Annotated in this window: 27 protein-coding genes and 1 tRNA gene; 11 read left to right on the top strand and 17 right to left on the bottom strand. The window is 61.8% G+C overall.

What is annotated here, in order from left to right; genetic code table 11:
• Nucleotides 1-1,050 carry a lactonase family protein gene (locus tag AC1DD5_RS13590; RefSeq protein ID WP_477521862.1) on the top strand — a complete coding sequence of 350 codons (1,050 nt, stop codon included), beginning with the start codon at nt 1-3 and terminating at the stop codon, nt 1,048-1,050.
• Here the strand turns inward: AC1DD5_RS13590 and AC1DD5_RS13585 are convergent.
• The 4 genes from AC1DD5_RS13585 to AC1DD5_RS13570 all read right to left on the bottom strand — a co-directional run bounded on the left by AC1DD5_RS13585 (nt 1,047) and on the right by AC1DD5_RS13570 (nt 3,274).
• Nucleotides 1,047-1,277: a hypothetical protein gene (locus AC1DD5_RS13585; RefSeq protein WP_477517866.1), complete on the bottom strand. Its 231-nt coding sequence runs from the start codon at nt 1,275-1,277 to the stop codon at nt 1,047-1,049. The genes AC1DD5_RS13590 and AC1DD5_RS13585 overlap by 4 nt on opposite strands.
• Complete coding sequence (locus AC1DD5_RS13580) at nt 1,274-1,471, bottom strand: hypothetical protein (protein WP_442016274.1); 198 nt, start codon at nt 1,469-1,471, stop codon at nt 1,274-1,276. The genes AC1DD5_RS13585 and AC1DD5_RS13580 overlap by 4 nt, the downstream gene beginning before the upstream one ends.
• A 260-nt stretch (nt 1,472-1,731) precedes the next feature.
• Nucleotides 1,732-2,763: a hypothetical protein gene (locus AC1DD5_RS13575; protein WP_477517865.1), complete on the bottom strand. Its 1,032-nt coding sequence runs from the start codon at nt 2,761-2,763 to the stop codon at nt 1,732-1,734.
• 1 nt (nt 2,764) lies between these two features.
• Nucleotides 2,765-3,274: an RNA polymerase sigma factor gene (locus tag AC1DD5_RS13570; RefSeq protein WP_477521767.1), complete on the bottom strand. Its 510-nt coding sequence runs from the start codon at nt 3,272-3,274 to the stop codon at nt 2,765-2,767.
• 137 nt (nt 3,275-3,411) lie between these two features.
• Here AC1DD5_RS13570 and AC1DD5_RS13565 point away from each other — a divergent pair, with 137 nt between their 5' ends.
• Nucleotides 3,412-4,389 carry a serine hydrolase domain-containing protein gene (locus AC1DD5_RS13565; RefSeq protein WP_477521766.1) on the top strand — a complete coding sequence of 326 codons (978 nt, stop codon included), beginning with the start codon at nt 3,412-3,414 and terminating at the stop codon, nt 4,387-4,389.
• Nucleotides 4,390-4,447: 58 nt separating this feature from the next.
• Here the strand turns inward: AC1DD5_RS13565 and AC1DD5_RS13560 are convergent, their stop codons facing one another.
• The 9 genes from AC1DD5_RS13560 to AC1DD5_RS13520 form a co-directional block, all read right to left on the bottom strand.
• Nucleotides 4,448-5,500 carry a HoxN/HupN/NixA family nickel/cobalt transporter gene (locus AC1DD5_RS13560; protein WP_477521765.1) on the bottom strand — a complete coding sequence of 351 codons (1,053 nt, stop codon included), beginning with the start codon at nt 5,498-5,500 and terminating at the stop codon, nt 4,448-4,450.
• Complete coding sequence (locus AC1DD5_RS13555; RefSeq protein WP_477521861.1) at nt 5,500-6,333, bottom strand: urease accessory protein UreD; 834 nt, start codon at nt 6,331-6,333, stop codon at nt 5,500-5,502. Before AC1DD5_RS13555 ends, AC1DD5_RS13560 begins: the two co-directional genes overlap by 1 nt.
• 316 nt (nt 6,334-6,649) lie before the next feature.
• Nucleotides 6,650-7,267, bottom strand: coding sequence for an urease accessory protein UreG (ureG, locus tag AC1DD5_RS13550; protein ID WP_377653954.1), 618 nt, complete (start codon nt 7,265-7,267; stop codon nt 6,650-6,652).
• Nucleotides 7,268-7,279: 12 nt separating this feature from the next.
• Nucleotides 7,280-7,966: an urease accessory protein UreF gene (locus tag AC1DD5_RS13545; protein WP_477521764.1), complete on the bottom strand. Its 687-nt coding sequence runs from the start codon at nt 7,964-7,966 to the stop codon at nt 7,280-7,282.
• Nucleotides 7,967-8,089: 123 nt separating this feature from the next.
• Nucleotides 8,090-8,563 carry an urease accessory protein UreE gene (ureE, locus tag AC1DD5_RS13540; RefSeq protein ID WP_477521763.1) on the bottom strand — a complete coding sequence of 158 codons (474 nt, stop codon included), beginning with the start codon at nt 8,561-8,563 and terminating at the stop codon, nt 8,090-8,092.
• 19 nt (nt 8,564-8,582) lie between these two features.
• Nucleotides 8,583-10,313 carry an urease subunit alpha gene (gene ureC / locus AC1DD5_RS13535; protein ID WP_477521762.1) on the bottom strand — a complete coding sequence of 577 codons (1,731 nt, stop codon included), beginning with the start codon at nt 10,311-10,313 and terminating at the stop codon, nt 8,583-8,585.
• The gene (locus AC1DD5_RS13530; protein WP_477521761.1) at nt 10,310-10,678 is read right to left on the bottom strand and encodes an urease subunit beta; all 369 of its coding nucleotides are present in this window, start codon (nt 10,676-10,678) and stop codon (nt 10,310-10,312) included. Before AC1DD5_RS13530 ends, ureC begins: the two co-directional genes overlap by 4 nt.
• Nucleotides 10,679-10,686: 8 nt before the next feature.
• Nucleotides 10,687-10,989, bottom strand: coding sequence for an urease subunit gamma (locus AC1DD5_RS13525; protein ID WP_431117499.1), 303 nt, complete (start codon nt 10,987-10,989; stop codon nt 10,687-10,689).
• Nucleotides 10,990-11,083: 94 nt separating this feature from the next.
• Nucleotides 11,084-11,704: a DedA family protein gene (locus tag AC1DD5_RS13520; protein ID WP_477521760.1), complete on the bottom strand. Its 621-nt coding sequence runs from the start codon at nt 11,702-11,704 to the stop codon at nt 11,084-11,086.
• 157 nt (nt 11,705-11,861) lie between these two features.
• Between AC1DD5_RS13520 and AC1DD5_RS13515 the strand changes: the two genes are divergently transcribed.
• Together AC1DD5_RS13515 and AC1DD5_RS13510 are read left to right on the top strand one after the other, a co-directional pair.
• Nucleotides 11,862-13,061, top strand: a complete 1,200-nt coding sequence (locus AC1DD5_RS13515; protein ID WP_477521759.1) for a pyridoxal phosphate-dependent aminotransferase — start codon at nt 11,862-11,864, stop codon at nt 13,059-13,061.
• Nucleotides 13,058-14,017, top strand: a complete 960-nt coding sequence (locus AC1DD5_RS13510) for a 2-hydroxyacid dehydrogenase (RefSeq protein WP_477521758.1) — start codon at nt 13,058-13,060, stop codon at nt 14,015-14,017. The genes AC1DD5_RS13515 and AC1DD5_RS13510 overlap by 4 nt, the downstream gene beginning before the upstream one ends.
• Before the next feature lie 69 nt (nt 14,018-14,086).
• Here AC1DD5_RS13510 and AC1DD5_RS13505 read toward each other — a convergent pair whose 3' ends face one another.
• Both AC1DD5_RS13505 and AC1DD5_RS13500 read right to left on the bottom strand, forming a co-directional pair.
• A complete protein-coding gene (locus AC1DD5_RS13505; protein ID WP_477521757.1) occupies nt 14,087-15,190 on the bottom strand; it encodes a D-TA family PLP-dependent enzyme in 1,104 nt (367 codons plus the stop codon).
• Between the two features lie 18 nt (nt 15,191-15,208).
• Nucleotides 15,209-16,213 (bottom strand): LacI family DNA-binding transcriptional regulator, encoded by a 1,005-nt coding sequence (locus AC1DD5_RS13500; protein WP_477521756.1) that lies wholly within the window; start codon nt 16,211-16,213, stop codon nt 15,209-15,211.
• Between the two features lie 230 nt (nt 16,214-16,443).
• Here AC1DD5_RS13500 and AC1DD5_RS13495 point away from each other — a divergent pair, with 230 nt between their 5' ends.
• The 6 genes from AC1DD5_RS13495 (at nt 16,444) to AC1DD5_RS13470 (ending at nt 19,973) form a co-directional block, all read left to right on the top strand.
• A complete protein-coding gene (locus AC1DD5_RS13495; RefSeq protein ID WP_477521755.1) occupies nt 16,444-17,163 on the top strand; it encodes a GAF and ANTAR domain-containing protein in 720 nt (239 codons plus the stop codon).
• Nucleotides 17,164-17,167: 4 nt separating this feature from the next.
• Complete coding sequence (locus AC1DD5_RS13490; protein ID WP_477521754.1) at nt 17,168-17,464, top strand: hypothetical protein; 297 nt, start codon at nt 17,168-17,170, stop codon at nt 17,462-17,464.
• On the top strand, nt 17,457-18,251 hold the full coding sequence (locus AC1DD5_RS13485) for an ANTAR domain-containing protein (protein ID WP_477521753.1): 795 nt from the start codon (nt 17,457-17,459) through the stop codon (nt 18,249-18,251). Before AC1DD5_RS13490 ends, AC1DD5_RS13485 begins: the two co-directional genes overlap by 8 nt.
• A gap of 127 nt (nt 18,252-18,378) precedes the next feature.
• Nucleotides 18,379-19,101 carry a GAF and ANTAR domain-containing protein gene (locus AC1DD5_RS13480; protein ID WP_477521752.1) on the top strand — a complete coding sequence of 241 codons (723 nt, stop codon included), beginning with the start codon at nt 18,379-18,381 and terminating at the stop codon, nt 19,099-19,101.
• 11 nt (nt 19,102-19,112) lie between these two features.
• Complete coding sequence (locus AC1DD5_RS13475) at nt 19,113-19,472, top strand: hypothetical protein (protein ID WP_477521751.1); 360 nt, start codon at nt 19,113-19,115, stop codon at nt 19,470-19,472.
• Nucleotides 19,473-19,583: 111 nt separating this feature from the next.
• Complete coding sequence (locus AC1DD5_RS13470) at nt 19,584-19,973, top strand: hypothetical protein (protein WP_477521750.1); 390 nt, start codon at nt 19,584-19,586, stop codon at nt 19,971-19,973.
• On the opposite strand, the gene arfA is transcribed toward AC1DD5_RS13470, so the two are convergent.
• Together arfA and AC1DD5_RS13460 are read right to left on the bottom strand one after the other, a co-directional pair.
• Nucleotides 19,970-21,496: an arabinosylfuranosidase ArfA gene (gene arfA, locus AC1DD5_RS13465; protein ID WP_477521749.1), complete on the bottom strand. Its 1,527-nt coding sequence runs from the start codon at nt 21,494-21,496 to the stop codon at nt 19,970-19,972. The genes AC1DD5_RS13470 and arfA overlap by 4 nt on opposite strands.
• Nucleotides 21,497-21,725: 229 nt before the next feature.
• Nucleotides 21,726-21,798: transfer RNA gene (locus AC1DD5_RS13460), tRNA-Lys, on the bottom strand.
• 240 nt (nt 21,799-22,038) lie between these two features.
• On the opposite strand from AC1DD5_RS13460, the gene AC1DD5_RS13455 reads away from it, so the two are divergent.
• Nucleotides 22,039-22,698 carry a hypothetical protein gene (locus AC1DD5_RS13455; RefSeq protein ID WP_431117486.1) on the top strand — a complete coding sequence of 220 codons (660 nt, stop codon included), beginning with the start codon at nt 22,039-22,041 and terminating at the stop codon, nt 22,696-22,698.
• Nucleotides 22,699-22,982 lie beyond the last annotated feature (284 nt).

The raw sequence follows: 22,982 nt of genomic DNA, 5'->3' as shown, positions 1-22,982 counted from the left end.
ATGGAAACAGCAGGCACTGAAACACTGATCTGGACCGGCTCCTACACCGCGGACCGGAACGGAAATGGTGAAGGGATCGGCGCCATCACCCTGGATACAGACGGGAAACTCACTTCGCTTGGCTTGGCCGTCGCAGCGAACTCGCCATCTTTCCTGGCCGTCCACCCAACCCTCCCTGTGCTCTATGCCGTGGCCGAGGAAGGCAAGATGGTGCGGGCTTACCGCACTACCGGCACCGCTGAACTCGAGCAAATGGGCGAGCCGTGGACGGCGGGCGAGGCCGCTTGCCATGTCGCAGCGGATCCGCAGGGGCGATTCATTGTAGTTACCTGCTGGGGTGACGGCCAAGTGATTCTGTACGAACTGGACCACGACGGCGCCATCACGTCGCGTACCACTGCGGAAGCCGCCGTCGACCCCCATCAGACCGCACCCACCGACGAGCCGCGGCCCAGCCGCGCACACTCAAGCCTCATGCTTCCCGATGGTCGCGTGATGACCACGGACCTCGGACACGACCTTGTGCGGATTTGGCGGTATGAGCCGGGCAAGGGCCTGTTGCCGGACCACCACGTGATCCTGCCCAAGGGCTCGGGCCCGCGGCACATGGTGCGGCATCCCAGCGGAACGGTATTCATCGACACGGAATACTCGATTGAGGTTGCAGCTGTCAGGGCCGAACCCCAAGGAGTCTACCAACTCACCGCCGTGGTTCCGGCCAGTGTCAACAAAGCGTTCGACGGCGACTCCGCCGCCGAGATTGCAATGTCCACTGACGGCCGGTTCGTCTATGTGGGAGTCCGGGGCTCCAACCGGATCTGCGTCCTGAAGGTGGGCGGCCAGGGCACGGACGTGACGCCCCTGGCCGATGTGCCAAGCGGGGGCGATTGGCCACGGCACCACCTGGTCTACGACAGCTGGCTCCTGGTGGCGCATGAAGGTTCCAACGACGTCCTGAGTTTCAAGCTCGACCCCGAAACCGGCCTGCCCGACGGACCCGTAGGCAGGGTGGAGACGGGGTCCCCGAGCGTGCTGGTTCCGGCGGGTTAGGCCGCCCAGACCTGGACGTCGTCCGTTCCGCAAATCAGCTTGCGGCCAGTGGGTTCAAGGACCACCCACAGCAGTTCCTGGTGCTGCGAAACGTCGTCAACACGGCCGGTACCGGCACCCCAGGCGACATCGTAGATCCAGACGCGATCCCCGGCGCCCAGTTCAGTCCACTGGGTTGCCGGCACGTGCCGGTAGTCGGCGGGCCTGTTCAGAATGGAGCTGGTCATGCTGAGACTTCGCCAGCGGTCCGGCGCCGCCAGACAGTGGGCACTCCGTTGTGCGCCGGGAGGACGTGACCTTCGGCGAACACCTGGACGGCATCGGGGTCCGAGTCCGGGCTCCACAAACCCGAGGCCGGGCAGTGGGAACCGGTGGGCATGACACGGGTGGCTCGTTCGCGCAGGAGGGCGATGCTCTTCATCGTTGAAACTCATCCTTGGGTAGTTCAGGGCGCCGAATACTGGGAAGCAGCGCCTGGTGTGAAGCAGATCTCCTCAACCCTATGCAAGTCATGGACGGTTCGTTATAGGCAATTGCATAGCATTTCCGCATGGTGTCATGCACACGAACAGTAGGATTCCGGCCCGTTCTCCAGTAGGAAAGCGCGCCACCCGCCCAAGTAAGTCGCAGTAGAGCGCGTTTTGAGGGCTCAGAACGCGCTCTACTGCTACTCAGATGGGGTTATTTGTAGCTGACGCTCAGGAGCAGGGACTTGAGCTGGGCGTACTGCGTACTGCCCATCCAAGCCTTCGCTGCCTCGGGGGTGGCGAAGGTGGGTTGCTTGTCAGGATCGAACACAACGTATGCGTTCATGAATCCGTTGGGCATCCGGATCAGGTTGGTGCCAGAGCTAGTAATTCCTGGCTCCAGCTCGGACGACAACCGAATATCCATGGCGTAAATGGGAGGATCATCGCTGGGGCCGGAACGAGCTGAAGGCATGCCCTCGTAGGCCGGTCCGTCGTACGGGATGAATTGGATTTTGTTTGAAAAGAAGCCAAACTCCACTTGCTGGTCTGACATGTCCCTGATACCAGGAACCACTGCCCGGTCCAGGACTGTCCGATCCACCCGCCCCGCCGTGCCGTCTCCGTAGAACCCGCTGGACACAAAGGCGACCTTGTCCCCGGCGCTGTCCAGGATGGTGGCCCCTTGGGATGCGGCCTTCGTTTCCTCCGAAAGATATGGACCCTGCTCCGTCCGGACAGTCCAGCCGCTCGGGTAGTTGAAGGAGATGTGTCCATCCGGGAACGTGAATTTTTGCAAGGCTGCAACTGGTGGTGCTGTAGGTGTCGGCGTTGGTGCCACCGACGGAACGATCGCAGGAGCCGGCTGAGTGGGCGTGACCGGCGTCGGAGCGCTGGAGGGCGTCACTGATGCGCTGGCCGAAGGTGTGGCGGACATGCTTGGCGTTGGCGTTGGTTCAGGGGTTGTGACGGTGACTGCCGGCGCCGGCGTCGAGCTCACTGGCCCAAAGTTGGCCGCCACGAGGACGCCAGCCGTGACAGCTGCCGCTCCCAGCAACAACGCTCCGGCAATCCGGACCTTTCGTTTCCTGCGATCTTGGAGGGAGATCACGCCAGCCGGCACAGTGTCGCTGAAGACCCTGGGCCCGGTCAGCATACGAGCCAAAGCTTCTTCGCCGTTGATTTCGGCCTCTGGTTCCTGGGCAAGAGGGTCGATCGCGGAAATCTGGCTCTTGATCTGGTCCATCTCAGACTCCCATCTTGTGTGTAGTCGTTTCGACACCTGCAGGCATCTGTTTCCGGAAAGCACCACGTGCGCGGTGCAAGCGGACCTTGGCTGCTGATTCACTGCAGTTGAGTACCCGCGCGATTTCGGCACAGCCCAAACCATCCCAATAGGCCAGCTGGAGGATGTCCCGGTCCTGGTCGCGGAGGCGGGCCATGGCATCCTGTACAACGACGTTCTCGGAGTCGCCCCCGAAACGCTCCACCGCCGTCGTGCGTAGTTTTTCCTGCAGTGCCTTTTGCCGGTCACGGCTACGATAAGCATTCCCGACCAGATTGCGCGCAACAGCGAGCAGGTATGGAATATCGGGTTGGGAGTCGTCGTCCCATTTCTGCCAAAGGACCCGGAAAACGTCCGCCGCGATTTCTTCGGCAATTTCCGCCGATTCCACCCTGCGGCGGACAAATCTGAAAACGGACGGATAGCTGTTTTTGTGAATGGCGATAAACGCCAGTTCGCGCTCGGAAAGCACGATTTTCCCCCTGAAAGTAGTGTCCTGAACTGCAGGATACTTCTATAGTTTCCGGCCCACGTCCCGGGGTTACACGCGGCTTGAAGAATTTTCGATAGATTCGTCCCACCGAACCCGAGCGAAAGCGTGGAAGTCACATGGTGGAATCAGGTCCCGCAGCAGACTGGGCCCGCAAGCAGGTGGAGCAGGGGCGCGTGCCTGTGGCCGTGCTGGGAATCGCATCCAGGCACGGCATTGCCGACATTGTTGCCTTTGGGCACGACGGCGGCCGGAAGGCAGCCATCGATGATCACTTTGCGCTGTTCTCAGTCACCAAACCCATCAGCGCAATGACGGTGATGCGCCAGGTTGAGCTGGGGAAATTGTCGCTCGGCAATGCATTGATGGACGCACTCCCCGGCTTCGGCGCCCACCGCACTGACACGGTTACCCTCGAACACTTGTTGAGCCACCGGTCGGGAATCATGGATACAAAGCTCGACGGCGGCACTCCCCTCCGCGAGGACCTCACCTCGGCGGAGCAAGCCTTCTATGCTGGCTCGTTGGTCCAGTACTGCAATGTGGCTTTTGAAGGCGCTGCGGCAATGGCTGAATGGGCGGATGGACGCCCGTTCGAAGAGCAGGTTCGTTCATTGGCTGAGGACACCGGCGCGAAAGGCCTCACGTTCCACACGGACTGCAACCCGCACACAGTCCGTGGCGCAGAAGAGCAAGGCCTGGACGTTGAGGGGATGTACAGGAAGAAGCACCCTGGCGCTGGGTTGTTCGGCACCGCCACGGATCTGCTCAATCTCGGCACTGAGTTGCTGCGCGATTCCGGCAAGGCAGTGCGGCCCGCCACGCTTGCGGCCATGCGCCGGCCAAGGACCACCGGGGTTTCGCACATCAGTGTCCGGCCCAAGCCTTTGCGGCACACGGGCCTCGGTTTCCAGATGCCAGCCAACGAATCCGAGCTGATTGCCCAAGGGATCTACGGTCACCCCGGGTGGGCGGGCACGGAATGGTGGATGTTCCCGGAGCAGGACCGGTGCGTCGTGTTCCTGACCAACGTGCTGGACACCCCGGACCTTGGCGTGGACACCAATGAGCTCTTCAACGCAGTGGCGGCCTCCTGAGCCCAACTATGTAGCAGCACAGCGCGTTTTGAGCCCTCAAAACGCGCTCAGCTGCGACTTACTTGGGCTGGGGCGAGCGCATCACCCGGCCACGCCATGCGGAAACAGCCCAGACGATCACGAACAGGCCCACCAGGACGAGGCCTGCGTTGCCGAGGTCGATCCCTCCCAACCACGAAGTCAGCGGGTCCTCGAGTTCAAACGCGGCGTTGACGAATCCCCCGAGCGTGATCACGGAGATGAACAGCGCCGAGACAGCCGAGATGCCGGTAATCACCACGTTGAAGCCGAGCTTCCGCTGAGGGTCGTTGATGGCCGATCTGTACATTTTCATCATGGCCACGCCGTTGATGGAATCGCACAGTGTCATGGCAGCGGTGAACGCGAAGGGAAGCGCCATCAAGGCGAGCGGCGAGACGCCGGCGAGTGCCGCCGTCGTGGTGATAACCAGCAGCCCGATGGTGGTGGCCGTATCGAAGCCGAGGCCGAAGAGGAAGCCGATCACGTAGATATTTCGCGGCCGCTCCACCTTTGACAGGGGCTTGGCCAGCAACCGGGCAACAAATCCCTTCGCCTCGAGGTCTTCTTCTCGGATCGTTCCGCCGGCCTGGATGCTCCGGTAAACCTGCGTGGCGCGCAGGAATGCCGAGCCGTTGAAGAGCCCCATCCCCAGCAGGAACAACCCCGACACTCCGCCACCGATCAAGCCCAACACCTTGTTGCCCGCGGTGCCGTCCTCCATGAATTGACCTATCAGCGTTGCGCCTGCCACCACCAGGAGCCCGGCCAGGATCACCACGGAACTGTGGCCCAGGCTGAACGCAAACCCGACGCTCACCGGATCCTTGTGCTGGGCCACGAACTTGCGCGTGGAGTTGTCGATTGCAGCGATGTGGTCCCAGTCGTAGCTGTGCTTGATTCCAGCCACATACGCGGTCACCACCAAGCCGAGCGCAAGCGGCTGCGCCGCCCCTGCCGAACCCAGCAGCAAAAGCACGACGGCGGCAACGTGCAGAGCGGCCACCGCGCCGAACGTGAAAAGTAGCCGGGTGCGCAGCGGCAACTTCTCCCGGTCCCGGTATATGGCGGCGAACCCAGTCAACGCAGTCATCAATACTTCCTCAGATTCACGGGTCCCTGACCATACCAACGTTCACGGAGAACTGAGGTACAGGCGCCCAGCAGATTATTGAGTTCGTCGGTGCTGTTGGACAACGATCTCAGCACAAGTCCAGTGGTACCGCCAACACTATTGGTCAATGAAACGCCCGTGTAAGCATCATGGTCCCGCATCAAGTGGTGCAGCTCGTCGGCAAGCTCCTGATTTACCCGCGGATCCACAACCACCAACGACCCCACATGACTAAAGCCCTCCATGAACCCCATCCCAGTCACATCACCCAGCGGCGGCCTTATCAGGAGGTTATCGAGGACCAATAGCCGGGATCCCCCACCAGTCTCGACCTGGATCTCATTGCGCAGCCGCAACTCCTCATACCGGAACACCCCGCCGTCGGGCGACCACCCCGGCGTAATGACCTCAGCCATGACAAGGCTCGACGTCGGGTGGAGACTGATGCGCGAATTCTGCCGATAACTCGCCTCCCGATAGGCGATCAATTGGTCGGGCAGCAACTCCAACCGCGCCCCCTCCCCCAGCCGCACACTCATTCGCTGCTCAGCAAACGACCCCGGAGTCCGATACACCTTCGTGGCCGACTGAGTCGTCAACAGCAGCTCTGCCCCCGCCTGGACCTCCACATCAATAAGGAACAAGTCCGCCCCCAAATACGCCCCGCCAGGATTAACCATGACAAAGCAAACCTGCCCGGACCCATCCAAATAATGCGGCCGCAACACTCTCAAAGCGCCCTCATGAAATTGCCGGGAAGCAACAGACCTCCCGCCCCGCACACTAACAAAAAGCTCCAACCGCCCCCGCACCCCCCGCTCCCCAACCGCTGAAGGCAACCCTGCTTGCGACTCCACGTTCCCCCAAGGACCGACATCAACGGTCGGGACCACAATGTGCGTGCTCATAAGCCACCCACGCTAGGGGACTGGGCCGCCGCAGCGCTGGAGCTGGACAAGACGGTTCGTCGAATGAGCGGTGACCCGACAGCCGAGGCGGCGGAGCCGGATATTAGGGGCCGCGGCGTGGCGGGCATCGCGAAGCGGGCACGGCCCCTAATATCCGGCGAAGTCGCCGGACCCGTGGCGGGCGCCGCCCCCGGTGAGATCAAAGCGGCCTTGGGCACGCTCATGAGGCCAGATCAAGCATCAGGACGTCGCGCCGGATCCAGTTCAGGACGGCGTCCAACCCTTCGTCGGTTTTGAGATTCGTGAAGCAGAACGGTTTGTTGCCGCGGAATTCCTTGGAGTCCCGCTCCATTACTGAGAGGTCTGCCCCGACGTGGGGTGCCAGGTCCGTTTTGTTGATGATGAAGAGGTCGGATTTGATCATGCCTTGGCCGGCTTTGCGGGGGATTTTTTCGCCTTGGGCTACGTCGATGATGTAGATGGAGAAGTCGACGAGTTCGGGGCTGAAGGTGGCTGAGAGGTTGTCGCCGCCGGATTCTACGAAGATGACTTGAAGGTCGGGGTGCCGGGTTTTGAGTTCTTCGATGGCTGCTGTGTTCATGGAGGTGTCTTCGCGGATTGCGGTGTGGGGGCAGCCGCCTGTTTCGACGCCGATGATGCGGTCTTCGGGGAGGATGCCGTTGGCCGCGAGGATTTTGGCGTCTTCGATGGTGTAGATGTCGTTGGTGATGGCGGCCATGGAAATGTCGCCGCTCATGTGCCTGGTGATGCGCTCGACGAGTTGTGTCTTGCCAGCTCCGACCGGTCCACCGACGCCAATTTTGATGGGTTCAGACATGTGTCCTCCTGGTTAGCTCATGAACATGCGGGCGCGTTGGCGCTCGTGCCGCATTTGTGAAATTTCAAGTCCGGGGCTCACGGCCCCAAAGTCGTCCCAGCACAGTTGTGCTACAACCTCGACGGCGGCAGCAACGGCGTCGTGCGCGTGGCGTAGTACCCGTTGCCCGGCGTTCTGCCCGAGCGGTATGGCGCGGACGGCGTTCTGCGTCAGGGAAGTAACGGTGGCAAACAAATACGCTGCAAGCGCCTCCTCAAAAGGAACCTTCAGCGACCGCGCAATCACCCCAAAAGCCAACGGCTGGTGCCCCCCACACTCCCCCCGCCGAACCAACGCCCGATACGCCTCCAACTCCGCCGAAGGAAACACCTCACCACCAATCTCCAAAAGCCGCCCACCCATCTTCAAGGAAGCCTCCCGAACCTCCCGAGCCAACAACTGCGCAGAAAGAACAGAATCCAACAAGCCAACATCCACCCCCTCATACAAAAACCGCAAAGCCAACCCATCCGAATAAGTCAACTGCTGCCCCACAAAAACCCCCAACCACCGCCCAAACGACCCCTCATCACAAACCAGCTCACGATGTATGTAGCTCTCAAACCCCAAAGAATGAGCAAACGCCCCCGTAGGCAACGCAGAGTCCGTCAATTGCTGAAGAGCCAGCTGATATGAGCCGAGCTGTTGCCGAGCGCTCATCGCTGACCGCGCTGGAGCGGAGCTGGGAAGGGGGCCGCGGCGTGGCGGGCATCGCGAAGCGGGCACGGCCCCCTTCCCAGTGAAGCGCAAGCGCGCCCACCCGACTGAGCGCGCGACGAAGGCCTAGTGCGAATGCTCAGCATGGCGGAAAGGCACCGGCATGACCCGCTCCTGCCGCACATAAGGCACACCCACATGCTTCAGATAATCCTCGACCGTGTGGTCATACTGACAAACCATGACCTCGCCCCCGTACTCAGACACCGAGTCGAAGAATTGCGCCTGCAAATGCCGGTTGCCGAGGGAGTGCGCGACGACCCCCATTTCGTGGATGCTGCGCGGGGCAATCACGAGGACGTCGGTGGGCAGCACGGAGATGACGATGAGGTTGGTGTCGTCGGCGGCGAGGATGTCGCCGTCGCGCAGGTCGCCGGATCCGGTGGGGAGTCGGATGCCGAGTTCTTTGCCGTGGTCGGTGGTGACGCGTTGGATGCGTTTGACGAGCAGGGCGCTGGGGAGGACGACTTTTTCTTTGTGGTGGTCAGTGTAGGCGTCGGGCTGTTCGTGGAGGTTGCCGAGGATTTTTTCGATAATCATTTGGTCTCCGGGATGGTGTTTAGAAGAGGTGGTAGCGCTGCGCCATGGGCAGCACGTCGGAGGGTTCGCAGGTGGCTTCGACGCCGTCCACTGTCACCTTGTAGGTTTCGGGGTCGACGACGATGTCCGGGGTTTCGCCGTTGAACTTCAGGTCGGTTTTGCGAAGCTTGCGAATGCCGGTGACGGGCCGGATGATGCGTTCGAGTCCCAGTTCGGCCGGCACGCCGGCGTCGATCGCGGCTTTGGAGAGGAACGTGATGGACGTCTGCTGGAGTGCCTTGCCGTAGCTGGCGAACATGGGCCGCATGGTGCGGGGCTGGGGCGTGGGGATGGAGGCGTTGGAGTCGCCCATGAGTGCGTAGGCGATCTGTCCGCCTTTGATGACGAGCTCGGGTTTCACTCCGAAGAACGCGGGGTCCCACAGCACCAGGTCCGCGAATTTCCCTTCTTCCACGGAGCCGATGACGTCCGCCATGCCCTGAGCGATGGCGGGGTTGATGGTGTATTTGGCTATGTAGCGTTTGAGCCGGAAGTTGTCCGATCCGGCAGAACCGTGCACAGCACCGGAAGGATCCTGAAGAACCCCGCGTTGCCGCTTCATGGCATCGGCCACCTGCCAGGTCCGGATGATCACCTCGCCTACGCGGCCCATTGCCTGCGAGTCCGAGGACGTGATGGCGAAGACGCCGAGATCGTGTAGGACGTCCTCAGCTGCGATGGTTTCGGCACGGATGCGGGAGTCTGCGAAGGCCACGTCTTCCGGGATGTCCGGGTTGAGGTGGTGGCAGACCATGAGCATGTCCAGGTGCTCTTCGATGGTGTTCTTGGTGTACGGCAACGTGGGGTTCGTGGAGGCCGGAAGCACGTTGGGTAGCCCGGCAATCTTGATGATGTCCGGCGCGTGGCCACCGCCGGCGCCCTCGGTGTGGAAGGTGTGGATGACCCGGCCGTCGATCGCCTTGATGGTGTCTTCCACGAAACCGCACTCGTTGAGGGTGTCGGTGTGGATGGCTACCTGGACGTCGTATTCGTCGGCAACGCGCAGGGACATGTCGATGGAGGACGTGGTGGAGCCCCAGTCCTCGTGGACTTTGAGCCCGACTGCACCAGCGCGGATCTGCTCTGCGAGGGGTTCGACGGCGGACGCGTGGCCTTTGCCGAACAGGCCTATGTTGATGGGGAGCCCTTCCGCGGCCTGGAGCATCCGCGAGATATGCCAGGATCCGGGCGTGATGGTGGTGGCCTTGGTTCCTTCCGCCGGTCCAGTGCCGCCGCCGACCATCGTGGTGACGCCGCTGCAGAGTGCAGTGGGAACCTGTTCGGGGGAAATGAAGTGGATGTGGGTGTCGATGCCGCCAGCCGTGAGGATTTTCCGTTCGCCGGCGATGATCTCCGTGCTGGCACCGATCACGATGTCCACCCCGTCCGCGATCTGCGGATTGCCGGCTTTGCCGATCTTGAAAATGTGGCCGTCCTTGAGGGCGACATCGGCTTTGTAGATGCCTGTGTAGTCCAGGACGATGACGTTGGTGATGACCGTGTCAGGGATGTCCTCGGAGCGCGTCGCCTGGCCGTTTTGGCCCATGCCGTCGCGGATTACTTTGCCGCCCCCAAAGACCACTTCTTCGCCGTACACGGTGTAGTCGTTTTCAATTTCGAGGAAGAGTTCGGTGTCTGCAAGCCGGATGGCGTCACCTGTCGTTGGGCCGTACAGCTCGGCGTATTGCCGGCGGGGAAGCTCGAAGCTCACTTGGCATCTCCTTCCATAGCCACGCCCGGACGAGCGGTCCCGCCAACGCGAGCACCGCCGTCGAGCTTTCCATTGACGGCGTTACTCAAGCCGAAAACCTCCCGGGAACCTGCCAACTCCACCAGGTGGACGGTCTTCTTGTCGCCCGGTTCGAAACGGGCTGCGGTGCCGGCGGGGATGTCCAGACGCCGGCCGTAAGCGGCTTCACGGTCAAATTCCAGGGCGCGGTTAGCCTCCGCAAAGTGGTAGTGCGAGCCAATCTGGACTGGCCGGTCGCCTCGATTGACAACCTCGACGGCGATCGCCTCACGGCGGCTGTTGCACGCGATGGGCTCGGAGCGGAGCCTGTATTCACCGGGGATCATGGGGGCTCCTATCGAATGGGGTCGTGGACAGTGACGAGCTTGGTGCCGTCGGGGAACGTGGCCTCGATCTGGACGTCGTGGATCATCTCCGGCACGCCTTCCATCACGTCTTCGCGGCGCAGCAATGTGGTCCCGTAGCTCATGAGCTCCGCAACGGATTTGCCGTCCCGGGCGCCCTCAATGAGCTCGTAGCTGATGATCGCGATAGCTTCCGGATAGTTCAGCTTTAATCCGCGCGCCTGCCTTCGCCTGGCCAGATCGGCGGCCACCACGATCATGAGTTTTTCCTGCTCACGGGGCAAAAGATGCATCGATTCTCCTCAAAGCAGCTACTGGGGTGCACACGTACGGACAGTTTGTGATCAGCGTAAGGACTGGAAGTTTCAGCCACGTTTCCAGAGGGTCTCAGTCGGCTGTGGGTTTGGCCGCCCCTCGATGCTTTCGGATCTGCCATACGACCAGGATGACGACCACGACGGCGGCCACCACCAAAGCGGCACCGCGCCCCACTGTGCGGGCCAGTTCTTCGTACGAGTTCCCGGCGATGAATCCCAAGGTCACGAACAAGCCGCCCCAAAAGATGCCGCCTGTGAAGTTCCAGATGGCGAAGCGGCGGTATGGCATTCGGCTGAGCCCTGCGAGCGCGGGCATGACTGCACGAAAAAAGGCTGTGAAGCGGCCCAGGAACACGGCGAGGCCGCCACGGCGGGCAAGGAAATCCTCGGCTTTTTGCAGCTGGGCCCGTCTCTTGTCCAGGATTTTCAACCCCATGACCCACGGACCCAAGTGCTTGCCAATCTCGTAGCCCACCGTGTCACCCAGGATGGCTGCGGAGATGACAATCAGGATCATGCCCCACAAGGGAAGATCACCCCGGCTGGCGAAGACTCCTCCGACTACCGCTGCGGTTTCGCCTGGGATCACGAAGCCGATAAACAAGGCATCCTCGGCGAAGACCAACGCGAACACGATGCACATCACCACCAGTGGACTGGCGTTAAGGAGTCCGTCGAACAACGACTGCATGGGGTTGAGTGTGGCAGATCAACGGGTCTGTGGGGAGACGCTGCGGGCGCTGTTTTAATGACCGCCTATCCATAGACAGCCTAATACATCACTAATATACTAGTTGAGTACTTCACGTGAAAACTCGTGATCAGCTCGATGAGGAGTTAAACAGCACATGCAGAAACTCGCACACCGGCTCGAACGCCTGGGCACCGAAACTGCGTTCAGCGTGGCGCAGGCCGCTGCCGCCTGGAAGGCCAAAGGGAACCTGGTGTACCCCTTCCACCTTGGCGACATCAATATCCCAACGGCCCCTCACATCGTTGAAGCGATGAACAAGGCAATCACCGATGGCTACACGGGCTACTGCCCAGGCCCCGGTATCCCCCAGCTTCGGCAAGCCCTCGCCGAAGACCTCGGCGCACGGCGCGGGATGGAATTCTCCCCGGACAACGTGGTAGTGATGACCGGCGGTAAGCCTGTTATCACCAAGTTCCTGCAGGCCGTCATGAACCCAGGCCAAGAGGTGCTCTACCCCAACCCCGGATTCCCGATCTACGAATCCCAGATCGAATACCTGGGCGGCACCGCTGTGCCCTACCGTTATGTGCCCACACGTGACGGATTCGCGATCGACCTCGACCAGGTCCGGGCATCAATCACCCCGAACACAGCCGCGATCATCTACAACGACCTGCAGAACCCCATCTCGGCCGAATCGACGGCGTCCGAACGCGAGGCCATCGCCCAGATCGCGCAGGAGCACGACCTCTGGGTGCTCTCCGATGAGGCCTATTTCGAGACGCGCTATGAAGGAGTCTCGAGCTCGATCGCGGCACTTCCGGGCATGGCCGAGCGTACGGTCATTCTCTACACGTTCAGCAAGAAGTTCGCTATGACCGGCTCGCGACTCGGTTGTGCCGTTGCCCCGCTTGAAATCGCAAAAGTGCTCAGCACCCTGAACACCAACGATGAATCGTGCACCACTCACTACGTGCAGTGGGCCGGCATCGAAGCCCTCCGTGGCCCCCAGGAACCGGTACAGCAGATGCTGGACATCCTGAAGGAACGCCGGGATACCGCGTGCGGGATCGTGAATGCCATCCCGGGAATGAGCGTGGCAGTTCCGCAGTCCACGTTCTACCTGTTTCCCGACGTCACCGAAGCCATGCAGCGGCTGGGTTACACAGCAGTGGGTGACTTCGCTTCCGACGCCCTCTACAAGACCGGGGTTTCCTTCTGCACGCGTGAGCACTTCGGCCGGCGCCTGCCCGGCGAGGAGCGGCAGTACATCCGGCTCGCGTACTCGGGCATCGAAGTGCCGGACATCCGCGATGGCCTGGCCCGCCTGCGTGAATGGATCGAGACAGCATGAGCCGCATCGTCGTCACCGGACGCGTGCCGGAACCCGCGCTCCAGAAGCTCCGCGCCGAACATGAGGTGGATGCTTGGGAGGGCTCGGACTCCATCAGCCGCCAGGAACTCCTGCGGCGGGTTGCAGGAGCCGATGCCATAGTGAGCCTGCTGACCGAACGCATTGACGCCGAACTGCTCGACGCCGCGGGCCCGCAGCTCAAGGTGGTCGCGAACGTCGCCGTTGGCTATGACAACATCGACGTCCCCGCCTGCACCGAACGCGGGATCATCGCCACCAACACCCCGGGGGTGCTCACTGAGGCCACAGCCGACATCGCGTTCGGCCTGATCCTTATGGCCACGCGCCGGCTCGGCGAAGGCGAACGGCTCATCCGGTCCGGCCAAGCCTGGAAGTGGGGAATGTTCTTCCTGCTCGGCAGCAGCCTGCAGGGCAAGACCTTGGGTGTCGTCGGCATGGGTGGCATCGGCCAAGCCACCGCACGCCGGGCCAAGGCCTTCGGTATGGAGATCGTCTACCAGTCCCGCAGTGAAATCGACCCCGCCATCGCCGAGGAACTCGGTGCACGGCGAGTGGAACTTGATGAATTACTGACCATTTCCGACGTCGTGTCGCTGCACTGTCCGTACGGACCGGCCACGCATCACCTGATCGGCGCTGAGCAACTCGCCACGATGAAGAAGTCCGCCTATCTCGTCAACACCGCACGCGGACCCATCATCGACGAAGCCGCACTCGCCTTAGCCCTTCGCGAAGGACAGATTGCGGGCGCAGGCCTGGATGTCTTCGAACATGAGCCCAAGGTGCATCCGTGGTTGCTGGACCTGGAAAACGTGACGCTCGTGCCGCACCTCGGCTCCGCCACGGTGGAAACACGCACGGCCATGGCAGTACTCGCAGCGGACAACACGCTCGCCGTGCTCAAGGGCGAACAACCGCCTACTCCCATCAGCTAAGGGAACGGCAGTTGCTGTGGCGGCGGGTGAGTTTCTACCCGCCGTCACAGTACTTAAGCCCGAGAAGCACTAGTTGTTCCGGCCGCGAGCCGCGACCTTCCACGTATCCACCACGGCGCCCTCACGAACCACAGTGACCTCGTCCACGAGGTTCATGGCCAGGCAAACGTGGTTCGGGATGAGCCTGAGTCGCGTGCCCAGTGCCGGCAGTTCCTCAGAGTCCGGCCAAACAATGGTGGCGTGGTGTTCAGAGAGCGCTGTAATCCGGGCCTCCCGGTATTCGGGCAGGCGCCCGTATCCGGTGGCCCAGTCCGGACGGTCACTGCCCAGGATCTTGCTGCCCGCGTCCACAACCACCCGCCGGACGTTGCCGCCGTCGGACTCGTGTCGGCTGACCACAGTGGCAGCGACCGTCAGGGCAATGTCCTTCCACGTGCAGCGTTCGAGTTCAAGCTGTTGGGCATCACCGAAAACATAGACGCCGGGGCGCAACTCGGTCGCCAGCGTTTCGGCGTCGAGCAGCGCGGTGGGGGTGGAGCCGCCGCTGATGGTGCGGACCTCAAAGCCGGCGTGCTCCAGTGCGGCGGAAGCACGGCCAAGGGCCTCATTCTCGTTACCCGCTGCATCCCTTGGCATTCCGGGCTTGTAACTGTGTCCGGGGAATGTGAAGACGCCCGCAATGTTCAGGCCGCTTGCTGCGGCCGCGCGCGCAACATCCACCACTTCTCCGGGCAGGACTCCGCTGCGGTGATGCCCGCTGTCCACTTCGATAAGGACATCAATACTTCTGGCATCGGCGCCCAACTGGCGGCCCATCGCCGTCGCGCTTTCGGCTGAATCCGTGCCCACCGCGATGCTGCACGTTCTGGCAAGCTTCCGCAGCCGCTCTGCGTGGTGCGCCTCAACCCACAGCGGGTAGGCGATGAAAATATCCGTGGCGCCCCCGGCCGCAAAGACCTCGGCCTCCCCGATTGTCGCAACCGTGAGCCCGACTGCTCCAGCAGCGAGCTGCTTGGCCGCGATCTCCAGTGTCTTGTGTGTCTTCACATGCGGTCGGAGCCTCAGTCCCCTGCTCAGCATGCTCGATGCCATGCGTTGGATATTTCGGTCGAGGACATCGACGTCGATCATGATGGCTGGCGTGAGAATTCCGTCCGGGACTGCGTGGTTCATTCTTAGAACAGTAACGTCCTACGGCGCGGACTGCCTGACGCGCAGCGAGAACGCCGCCTCCGGCTGCTCCACCTTGTCCGCGGAACCCTTGCCTTCGATCCTGTTGATGAGTAGTTCGACCGCGCGCTCCGCAATTTCCGCGCGGCCAGGCTCCACCGTGGTCAACGACGGCGACGCGAACCGGGCTTCGTCAATGTCGTCGAAGCCAGCCACCGCTATTTCGTCCGGGACCGGTTTGCCTCGGACCAGAAGTTCGTGCAGCGCCCCCAAAGCAACGGCGTCGTTCAAACCGAACACGGCGTCGAAGCCAACCCCGCTGTCCAGCAGCCGGGCGATCGCGTCGGCACCGGCGTCGCGCCGCCACTCACATTCGATCACGAGCGCCGGGTCATACTCCGCGCCGGCGGCAGCGAGCGCAGCTTTGTAACCGTTAAGGCGCAGGCCGTTACTGCCGGTTGTGTCGCCGTCGTGCGCGCCCAGAACGGCTATACGACGTCGGCCTCCCGCCAGCAGGTGCGCGGTGACGGCTGCGGCTGCCTCATGGTTTTGGATGAGGACCATGTCCAGCCGCGGGTCCTGCACGAATTCGCCCAACAGAACCAGCGGTTTCTTGCCGGCGGCCTGGATGATTTGCTCGGCATCCAGTGACAGCGGGATGAAGAGGAGCCCGTCCGTGAGGCTGCGGAACTGGCCTTGAAGCGCAGACTTTTCGTGGTCCGCCTCGTTGCCGGACTGCTCAACGAGGACCCGGTAGCCGCGGGCCCACGCCGCCTTCATGATGTCCGACGCGAGTTCGGCGTAGTACGGAACCGAGAGGTCGCTCAGCACCAGACCGAGCATGCTGGTCTTGCCGGAACGGAGGCTGCGCGCGGTCAGGTTGGTTTCGTATCCGAGTTCTTCGATCGCATCCAGGACGCGCTGCTTGGTTGCGGGCCGGATGAATTCGTAGTTGTTGATGACGTTGGAAACCGTCTTCAAGGAGACCCCGGCGGCCCGCGCGACGTCGTTCATGGTGACGGCCATCAATGTGCTCCTTCAATCCCTCTGCCCCGGATCCGTTCGCCGGGGTTGCTGGGTACATCGTTGCAGATCAGCCGCCACTGTTGCGCTGCATGGCGCAGGCGTAGTGTCGGTAGTAGAAGATTTCGGGTGTGGCAAATGGTCCGGAGTTAACTATCCGGGCTGTGCGCGAACTCGAGCGCACTGCCGCCAGCCGGAGTCAATCGCTCTGGCATTGCCTGGAATGAGGCCGAATGGCCCAGAACGATGCAGTACCCACAGCGGAACAGTTGCAGGACCTGCTGTTGGAGAGCCCCGGCTTTACCGAATTCCTTCTGGGTCTGACCACCATTTCGGCTTCGTTGTTGGGCGGGGATGTCCCCATGCTCTGTGCTATCACCGTAGAGCGGGATGGAGGCCCTGCCACCGTGGCGAGCAGCACGGAGGCTGCTCAGCGCCTGGATGAAAAGCAGTACGAGTTCGACGACGGTCCGTGCCTTACGGCGCTCCGGGAGCAGCACACCGTCTTGGTTGAGGACCTTCAGGCAGACATCCACTGGCAACATTACGCCGACGCTGTTTCGCAGGAAGGTATCACCACCATGCTGGCGGTACCGATCGCAACAGACGACGACTCACGGGCGGCGTTGAACTGCTATTCCACCCAAGCAGGCACCTTCGATACAGAGACCGTGGCATCCATAGTGAAGCACGCAGAATCCTTATCGAGGATTCTGCGGCTGGCCCTTCGCCTGCACACCCCGGACCCATATCCCGTGCATCTGCGCTCCGCGTTGGAGTCGCGTGCGATAGTCGACGCGGCTATTTCCCTCATCATGATCCAGAACCGCTGCAGCAGGGACGCGGCCATCAGGCTCATCCAGTTGGCGTCGCGCAACAGCGACAGGCGGCTCCACGAAATAGCCGAAGACATTCTGAAGCGGGCCGGGCTCGAAGAAAAGGAGGGTAGGTAGCTCTATGAATGCCGAACCTTGGGAGGCACCGGAACACGATGGAAGATTTGACCAGCGCATGCACGCCGCCCATAGATTCCGGAACGGAAACGTCAGTCTTAACAGTCTGTGGACCTACTACTTCGGGATTGGAGGGGACGCCGACGAGTTGGTCTTGGACGCCTACCTCAACGGACTTCTGGTTCTTGCCCCGGGCCAGATGGAACTCGTAGATACTGCCTTCAGGGAACTCACCGCAGACGGCCGGACAGAACCGGCCGGCCAGCAGGGCCGAGGAATAGTAAGGAAAGACAATGACTGAAACCCAGCCATCACGGTACGTTAACAGCCCTCTCCCTTTCCCCGGTCCCGTTGAAGATCACGTGGATCTGACAGACTTCGTGGAACATCTGCAGGATCTCTTGGTGGAGAATGCCGATATCCGTGAATTCCTGCAGGACCTCGCCGCATTGATCGCAAAGAAGCTAACCAGGAACGGAAACACGATTGCCTGCGGAGTCACCGTCATCCGGCAGAAGAAACCGGTGGCCGTGGCCGATAGCGATACCCTTGCCAGGAAGTTGGACGACATCCAGAACAGCTTCCGCGATGGCCCTTGCCTTTCGGCCCTTCGTACCCGCACCATCACCCACGTTCCGAACGTCCACGACGAAGATCGCTGGCCCGAGTACATGAGGGCTGCCGCGGCCACGAATGTGGGTTCCATACTGGCCTTTCCCATGGAATTGAACAGCACCGCGGAGGCTGTGGTGAATCTCTACTCCACGCGCACTCACGGTTTTTCCCACGAGGACATTTTGTCGGCAGAGCGTGTCACGGCCACTGGCGCCAAAGCCCTCCATCTGGCGTTGAAGATCGGCCAGCTGCGGGATGCCCGCGAGAACCTCACCGCCGCTCTGGAATCCCGCACGATCATCGACACCGCCGTCGGAATCATCATGGCCCAGAACCGCTGCAGCAGGGATGCCGCCTTCCAAATCCTTGTCAGCGCGTCCAGCCACCGCAACATCAAACTCCGGGTAGTGGCGCAGGGGATCATCGCCCGTGTTGCCGGCGACCGGAAGATCACGGCAGCTTTTGAGGAATAGCAAGCAGCCTGTCTACATGCGGTTTTTCTGGCCCGAAACCCATTAGGCTGGATCTTGAACACGGGAGTCCAGCGATTCAAAGATTGTTTCAGTCGGCCAGCCGACCTGAACGGCCGGGAAGAAGATCATGACCAAGAAGCAGCTTCCTCTGGACGAGCTTTCGGGCGCCATCGGTCGGATTCTGGGCCTCTTGTTGACCGAGGAAAAGGTTGACCAAGCCGTTCATAGCCTCTCCCAGGCCATCAAGGAATCCGTACCCGGCACGCTCGGTGAAGGGGTCTCCATCCTCGATTCGCAGGCACGGAGGACCAGCACCGGATTCACGGACAGCATCGTGGAGCAGGCAGACTTCCTGCAATATGAGTTGGGCCAAGGTCCCTGCCTGACGGCGTGGGCTTCGGAAGAGCCTGTGCTGATCGAGGACCTGAGCACGGACCAGCGGTGGCCGGAATGGCGCACTGCTGTCAGCTCCCTGCCCATCAAATCGGTGGTCAGCGCGCCCCTCATCGCAAACGGGCAAAGCATTGGCGCCATGAAGGTCTACGCTTCCCAGCCCTTTGTCTATGACAACAACACGGCCTCCCTCATGGGCCTCTTTTCCTCTCCTGCAGCGACCCTTCTTTCCCATATTCAAAGCACCGAGACACCCAAGCGCATCAGTGAAGGCCTGCAGGCCGCCCTGCACAGCAGGGATCTGGTCAACCGGGCCTGCGGGATTTTGATGGAACGGCACAAAATCACTCATCAACGGGCCCTGCAGCAACTGATAGGGAACGCCCGAGACCAGAGCAGAACCCTGCAGGACGTCAGCACCGAGCTTGTAGCCGGGATCCCGGCAGACCACAGCTAAGGCCGCACGATATGGGCTTCGAAAGGAAAGAACCCGAGCAACGCCGAAGGCTCCTGGAAGCCCTCTCCGCGGCGCGTATCAACACAGGCGCGCTGTGGCTGCGGTACTTCAGCATCGGCGGGTCCGTGGGTGAGTATGAAGTTGAGGCTTATTTGCAGGGAATGCTCTCCATTCCCGAGCTGGAAAGGGACCTGCTGGCCATGGCGGCAAACGAGCTCCTGAATAGCCAAGCCGGCCCCCACGCACCCTATGCGGACGAGCTTCCGTCCTCGGGTTCGAACGGTTCCGAACCTGATTCCGCCGACTCGGAGCCTGGTTCCGGGACGGGTTCCGGGCCTGATCTTCCAGGCGACGAAGCCGATCCGTCCTAGCCGTCACACACCGCTCATCCATCTGCAACGCCCCGGCAACATGAATGCGGGAGGCTGGAGTCTCAAGGCCAATCGGCCCAAGAAGACAGCAGGCGGCTGAGGGGAGCAAACATGAGCAATGCAAACAGGGATCTTTTCCAGGCGCTGAAGACGCAGGCCAGCTTGGCACAGGCCTTCGGCACCTTGCCGGGCAGCAAGGAGGAGCCGCACCCTCTCAGCCCGGGCGAATTCATCGAGGCCTGGCACAACGGCCGCCTTTACCACCGGGGCACGGTGCTCAAGACAGTCGCAGGTACTGACCTGTTTTGGCTCCAGGATGCAGAAACCGGGAGCCGACGACTGCTCGATATGGAATCGATGGAAATCGTCGCCGCCGAGCAACCGGCCCCGCCGCCCGCAACGCAGGCGCCGGAGCCGGCCCAGGACGCACCATCAGAAGCAACGGTCACCCCAATTTCGCTGTATCCGATCTTCCAGGACGGCTCGCAGGCGATCGCCTAGGAATCCAGCGACAACCGGATCATGCTCCAGCTCACGGCCGGAAGCGCGGCGGTGAGCCGGCCGCCGTCGAGCGTTACACTGACGTTCTCTGAAGGCAGGACGGACGTCGAATCATCCGCGGTTGCCTGCCAGTACGGGTCCTTGTTCGTGTAGGTGACGGCCTCGATGACGCTGGCGGTCCCCAAACCCCCGACGGCGGCGTCGAGCGTTAGTGCCTCTGTCGCCGAACGGTTCACGGCGAAAACCACAACCTGCTTGGCTTCGGCGTCGTACGTTGCCACAGCTGACAACGAGTTGAAGCCAGCCGTCTTTTCGCTGTCCAGCTTCGGCGACTCGACAGCAAGGTTCAGCACCGTACCCGAGGCATGCTGGGAGGTGAGCGCGAACGGGTGGAACGTGGTCTGCTTCCAGGAGCGCCCGCCCGGCTCAGTCATGATCGGTGCGATGACGTTGACCAACTGCGCGAGGCTGGCGGAGTGGACGCGATCCGTGTTGCGAAGCAGTGCGATGAGCAGGTCACCCACCACCACCGCATCCGCCACCGTGTAGCGGTCCTCGAGCAGAACCGGCGCAACAGGCCAATCGTCGCCCGTGGGAGCCTTGGACTCGTCCCGGGAACCGTGCCACACATTCCATTCATCGAAGGAAATGTTGATCTGCTTTGCCGACTTGGTTGCAGACTTCACGTGATCGATGTGGGAGACGAGGTCCTTGATGAATGCCTCCATCCGGTGCCCGGCAGACAGGTGCTCCTGCAGGTCCCCGAAGTCCTCGAAGTACTGGTGCGCGGAAATCAGGTCTACGAGCTCGTATGTCTCGGTGAGGACAATGCGCTCCCATTCCCCGAACGTGGGCATAGTCGGACTCGAACTTCCACAGGCCACCAGCTCCAGGTCCGGGTTGACCATGCGCATGGCCCGGGCGGTTTCGGCGGCGAGGCGAGCATACTCGCCGGCCTTCTTGTGGCCGATCTGCCAGAAGCCATCCATCTCGTTCCCGAGGCACCACATCGTGATGTTGTGGGGCTCGACAGCGCCATTCGCCTTACGCTGTTCGGACAGGGCCGTGCCGCCTTTGATGTTGCAGTACTCCAGGATGTCCAGCGCTTCCTGCGTCCCGCGAGTGCCCAGGTTGACCGCCATCATGGGCTCAACGCCGGCCTTCTCGGACCACTTGGCAAACTCGTCCACACCCACCAGGTTGGGGTCGCTCGAGTGCCACGCAAGGTCAAGCCTCGTTGGGCGCTGGTCCACTGGGCCAACTCCGTCCTCCCAGCGGTAGCCGGAGACGAAGTTGCCGCCGGGATAGCGGACTGTGGAGACACCCAGCTCCTTCGTGAGTTCCAGGACATCGGTACGGAAGCCGTCCTGATCCGCCTTCGGGTGTTCGGGTTCGAAGATGCCCGTGTAGACGCATCGGCCCAAATGTTCGACGAAGGCACCGAAGGTCTTCCGCCTGACGGGACCGACGACAAATGCGGGATCGAGGGTGATTTTGGCGGTGGGGTTCTCTTGATTTCCCAAGGGGCGTCCTTGTCTGCTTGCTGTGGATGAGTCAATTTACAACGTTATAGAAACTATGTTGGTGGGAGCGGGGTGTGGGAGTCAAGAAGTTTTTTCCGGGGAACCCCGCCCAACGGACAATTCACCCCTGCGCGCGGCAGGGAATTGTCCGTTGGCGGGGGTCCGGGCGACTGGGAGTCCGGGAACAAAAACAGGCCGGAGACTCAACGTCTCCGGCCTGCAGAAAGGGTGGGCCCTGTGGGGATCGAACCCACGACCCACGGATTAAAAGTCCGATGCTCTACCAACTGAGCTAAAGGCCCCTCCAGCTGTTCAAACAGCCATGAATACTGTACCTCAACGTCAAGCCTGTCGAGGAACCCGCCCGGCCACGCGGCGTCGTCACCTCTTTTGAGCGAACAGCCGACGACGGCGCGCTGCGGCAGCGGCGTGTCGGCCCCACTCGCGGCGGCAAAGTAGGTGGGGAAGGCACGCGCCCAGCACGCGAACACCCCAAGAAACCGTTACTCGACCCCATCAGGGCACAGGAGTACGGTGAACTCATGAGCGAACAGCCAGGACCACGTGCGTACGGCGGAGCGAACAGGCACCACAAACCCAAGCCCTTCGCGCCCATCGATTTCGAACCGTTCGCCGGCGGGGCCGATCCCGCCCGCGTCTCCGAGGCTGCCCATCTGGCGGCGCAGGCGCTTGTAAAACGTGGCCGTGACAGCGACGACCCCAAGGTCACGCGCCGCTTGGTAAAGCTTGCGGATGAGCAAGGTCTCGAAGCCATCGCCGAGATGTGGGCCGAAAGCCCCGCCCGATCCCTTCCCGGCGCACTATGGCGGCTCTACGCTCTCCGCGCCGCCACGATCCAGAATCCCGAGCGCATCTCGGTGTACTTCAGGGCAGGCCGCGACACCGCCCAGGTATCCAACGTGGTTGCCGGGGCTGCGGAACCACCCGGAGCAGATGAAATGAAGACCATGGCGGACGCCATTTTGTCCGGCGCGTTCGACGGCGATTTCGACGTCGCGCTGGAACGTTCTGCTGCATTCTGCCGGGTCGTGGCGCTGGGCCAGGCGACCCTGGCAGACGGGGCGGAGCACAGCAATGAAAGCCATGCCAGCAAGCTCACACGCAATTCACACCAGCTGGTAAAGACGGCCGAGGACCTCGAACACGCCGCCAACGCATGGCGATTGGGAGAGCTGGATTAGCTCCTAAAAGCCCGGAATCTACCCACGTCCTGTCCGGCCTGTCAATGTTGACTTAGCCCCACCGACGTAGAACACTAAAACTGGTGCCGAACCGCGAAACCCCCGGGCTTCAACTTATAGCCGCTTCGAGCGGCCTACCGCCGAGAGGCGTATCCGGTTCGGCACCATTTTTATGCCCGGACCGAGATCCGGGCTAGCCACCCCTGAATGTAGCCGTGACCACACCCCCTCAGACTTAGCGGTGGCCGTCGTCGTACCGGTAAAGTTGGGGCCGAAGCGGGAAG

The organism is Paenarthrobacter sp. 10L420, from assembly GCF_056395385.1.
The sequence above is the reverse complement of the archived record's forward strand: the minus strand, read 5'-3'. Positions and strand labels throughout refer to the sequence as shown.

Coding starts and splice junctions, on each gene's coding strand:
- AC1DD5_RS13590 (WP_477521862.1), top strand. CDS start 1: ATGGAAACAGCAGGCACTGAAACACTGATCTGGACCGGCTCCTACACC.
- AC1DD5_RS13585 (WP_477517866.1), bottom strand. CDS start 1,277: ATGACCAGCTCCATTCTGAACAGGCCCGCCGACTACCGGCACGTGCCG.
- AC1DD5_RS13580 (WP_442016274.1), bottom strand. CDS start 1,471: ATGAAGAGCATCGCCCTCCTGCGCGAACGAGCCACCCGTGTCATGCCC.
- AC1DD5_RS13575 (WP_477517865.1), bottom strand. CDS start 2,763: ATGGACCAGATCAAGAGCCAGATTTCCGCGATCGACCCTCTTGCCCAG.
- AC1DD5_RS13565 (WP_477521766.1), top strand. CDS start 3,412: ATGGTGGAATCAGGTCCCGCAGCAGACTGGGCCCGCAAGCAGGTGGAG.
- AC1DD5_RS13560 (WP_477521765.1), bottom strand. CDS start 5,500: ATGACTGCGTTGACTGGGTTCGCCGCCATATACCGGGACCGGGAGAAG.
- ureG (WP_377653954.1), bottom strand. CDS start 7,267: ATGTCTGAACCCATCAAAATTGGCGTCGGTGGACCGGTCGGAGCTGGC.
- AC1DD5_RS13545 (WP_477521764.1), bottom strand. CDS start 7,966: ATGAGCGCTCGGCAACAGCTCGGCTCATATCAGCTGGCTCTTCAGCAA.
- ureE (WP_477521763.1), bottom strand. CDS start 8,563: ATGATTATCGAAAAAATCCTCGGCAACCTCCACGAACAGCCCGACGCC.
- AC1DD5_RS13530 (WP_477521761.1), bottom strand. CDS start 10,678: ATGATCCCCGGTGAATACAGGCTCCGCTCCGAGCCCATCGCGTGCAAC.
- AC1DD5_RS13525 (WP_431117499.1), bottom strand. CDS start 10,989: ATGCATCTTTTGCCCCGTGAGCAGGAAAAACTCATGATCGTGGTGGCC.
- AC1DD5_RS13520 (WP_477521760.1), bottom strand. CDS start 11,704: ATGCAGTCGTTGTTCGACGGACTCCTTAACGCCAGTCCACTGGTGGTG.
- AC1DD5_RS13515 (WP_477521759.1), top strand. CDS start 11,862: ATGCAGAAACTCGCACACCGGCTCGAACGCCTGGGCACCGAAACTGCG.
- AC1DD5_RS13510 (WP_477521758.1), top strand. CDS start 13,058: ATGAGCCGCATCGTCGTCACCGGACGCGTGCCGGAACCCGCGCTCCAG.
- AC1DD5_RS13505 (WP_477521757.1), bottom strand. CDS start 15,190: ATGAACCACGCAGTCCCGGACGGAATTCTCACGCCAGCCATCATGATC.
- AC1DD5_RS13500 (WP_477521756.1), bottom strand. CDS start 16,213: ATGGCCGTCACCATGAACGACGTCGCGCGGGCCGCCGGGGTCTCCTTG.
- AC1DD5_RS13495 (WP_477521755.1), top strand. CDS start 16,444: ATGGCCCAGAACGATGCAGTACCCACAGCGGAACAGTTGCAGGACCTG.
- AC1DD5_RS13490 (WP_477521754.1), top strand. CDS start 17,168: ATGAATGCCGAACCTTGGGAGGCACCGGAACACGATGGAAGATTTGAC.
- AC1DD5_RS13485 (WP_477521753.1), top strand. CDS start 17,457: ATGACTGAAACCCAGCCATCACGGTACGTTAACAGCCCTCTCCCTTTC.
- AC1DD5_RS13480 (WP_477521752.1), top strand. CDS start 18,379: ATGACCAAGAAGCAGCTTCCTCTGGACGAGCTTTCGGGCGCCATCGGT.
- AC1DD5_RS13475 (WP_477521751.1), top strand. CDS start 19,113: ATGGGCTTCGAAAGGAAAGAACCCGAGCAACGCCGAAGGCTCCTGGAA.
- AC1DD5_RS13470 (WP_477521750.1), top strand. CDS start 19,584: ATGAGCAATGCAAACAGGGATCTTTTCCAGGCGCTGAAGACGCAGGCC.
- AC1DD5_RS13455 (WP_431117486.1), top strand. CDS start 22,039: ATGAGCGAACAGCCAGGACCACGTGCGTACGGCGGAGCGAACAGGCAC.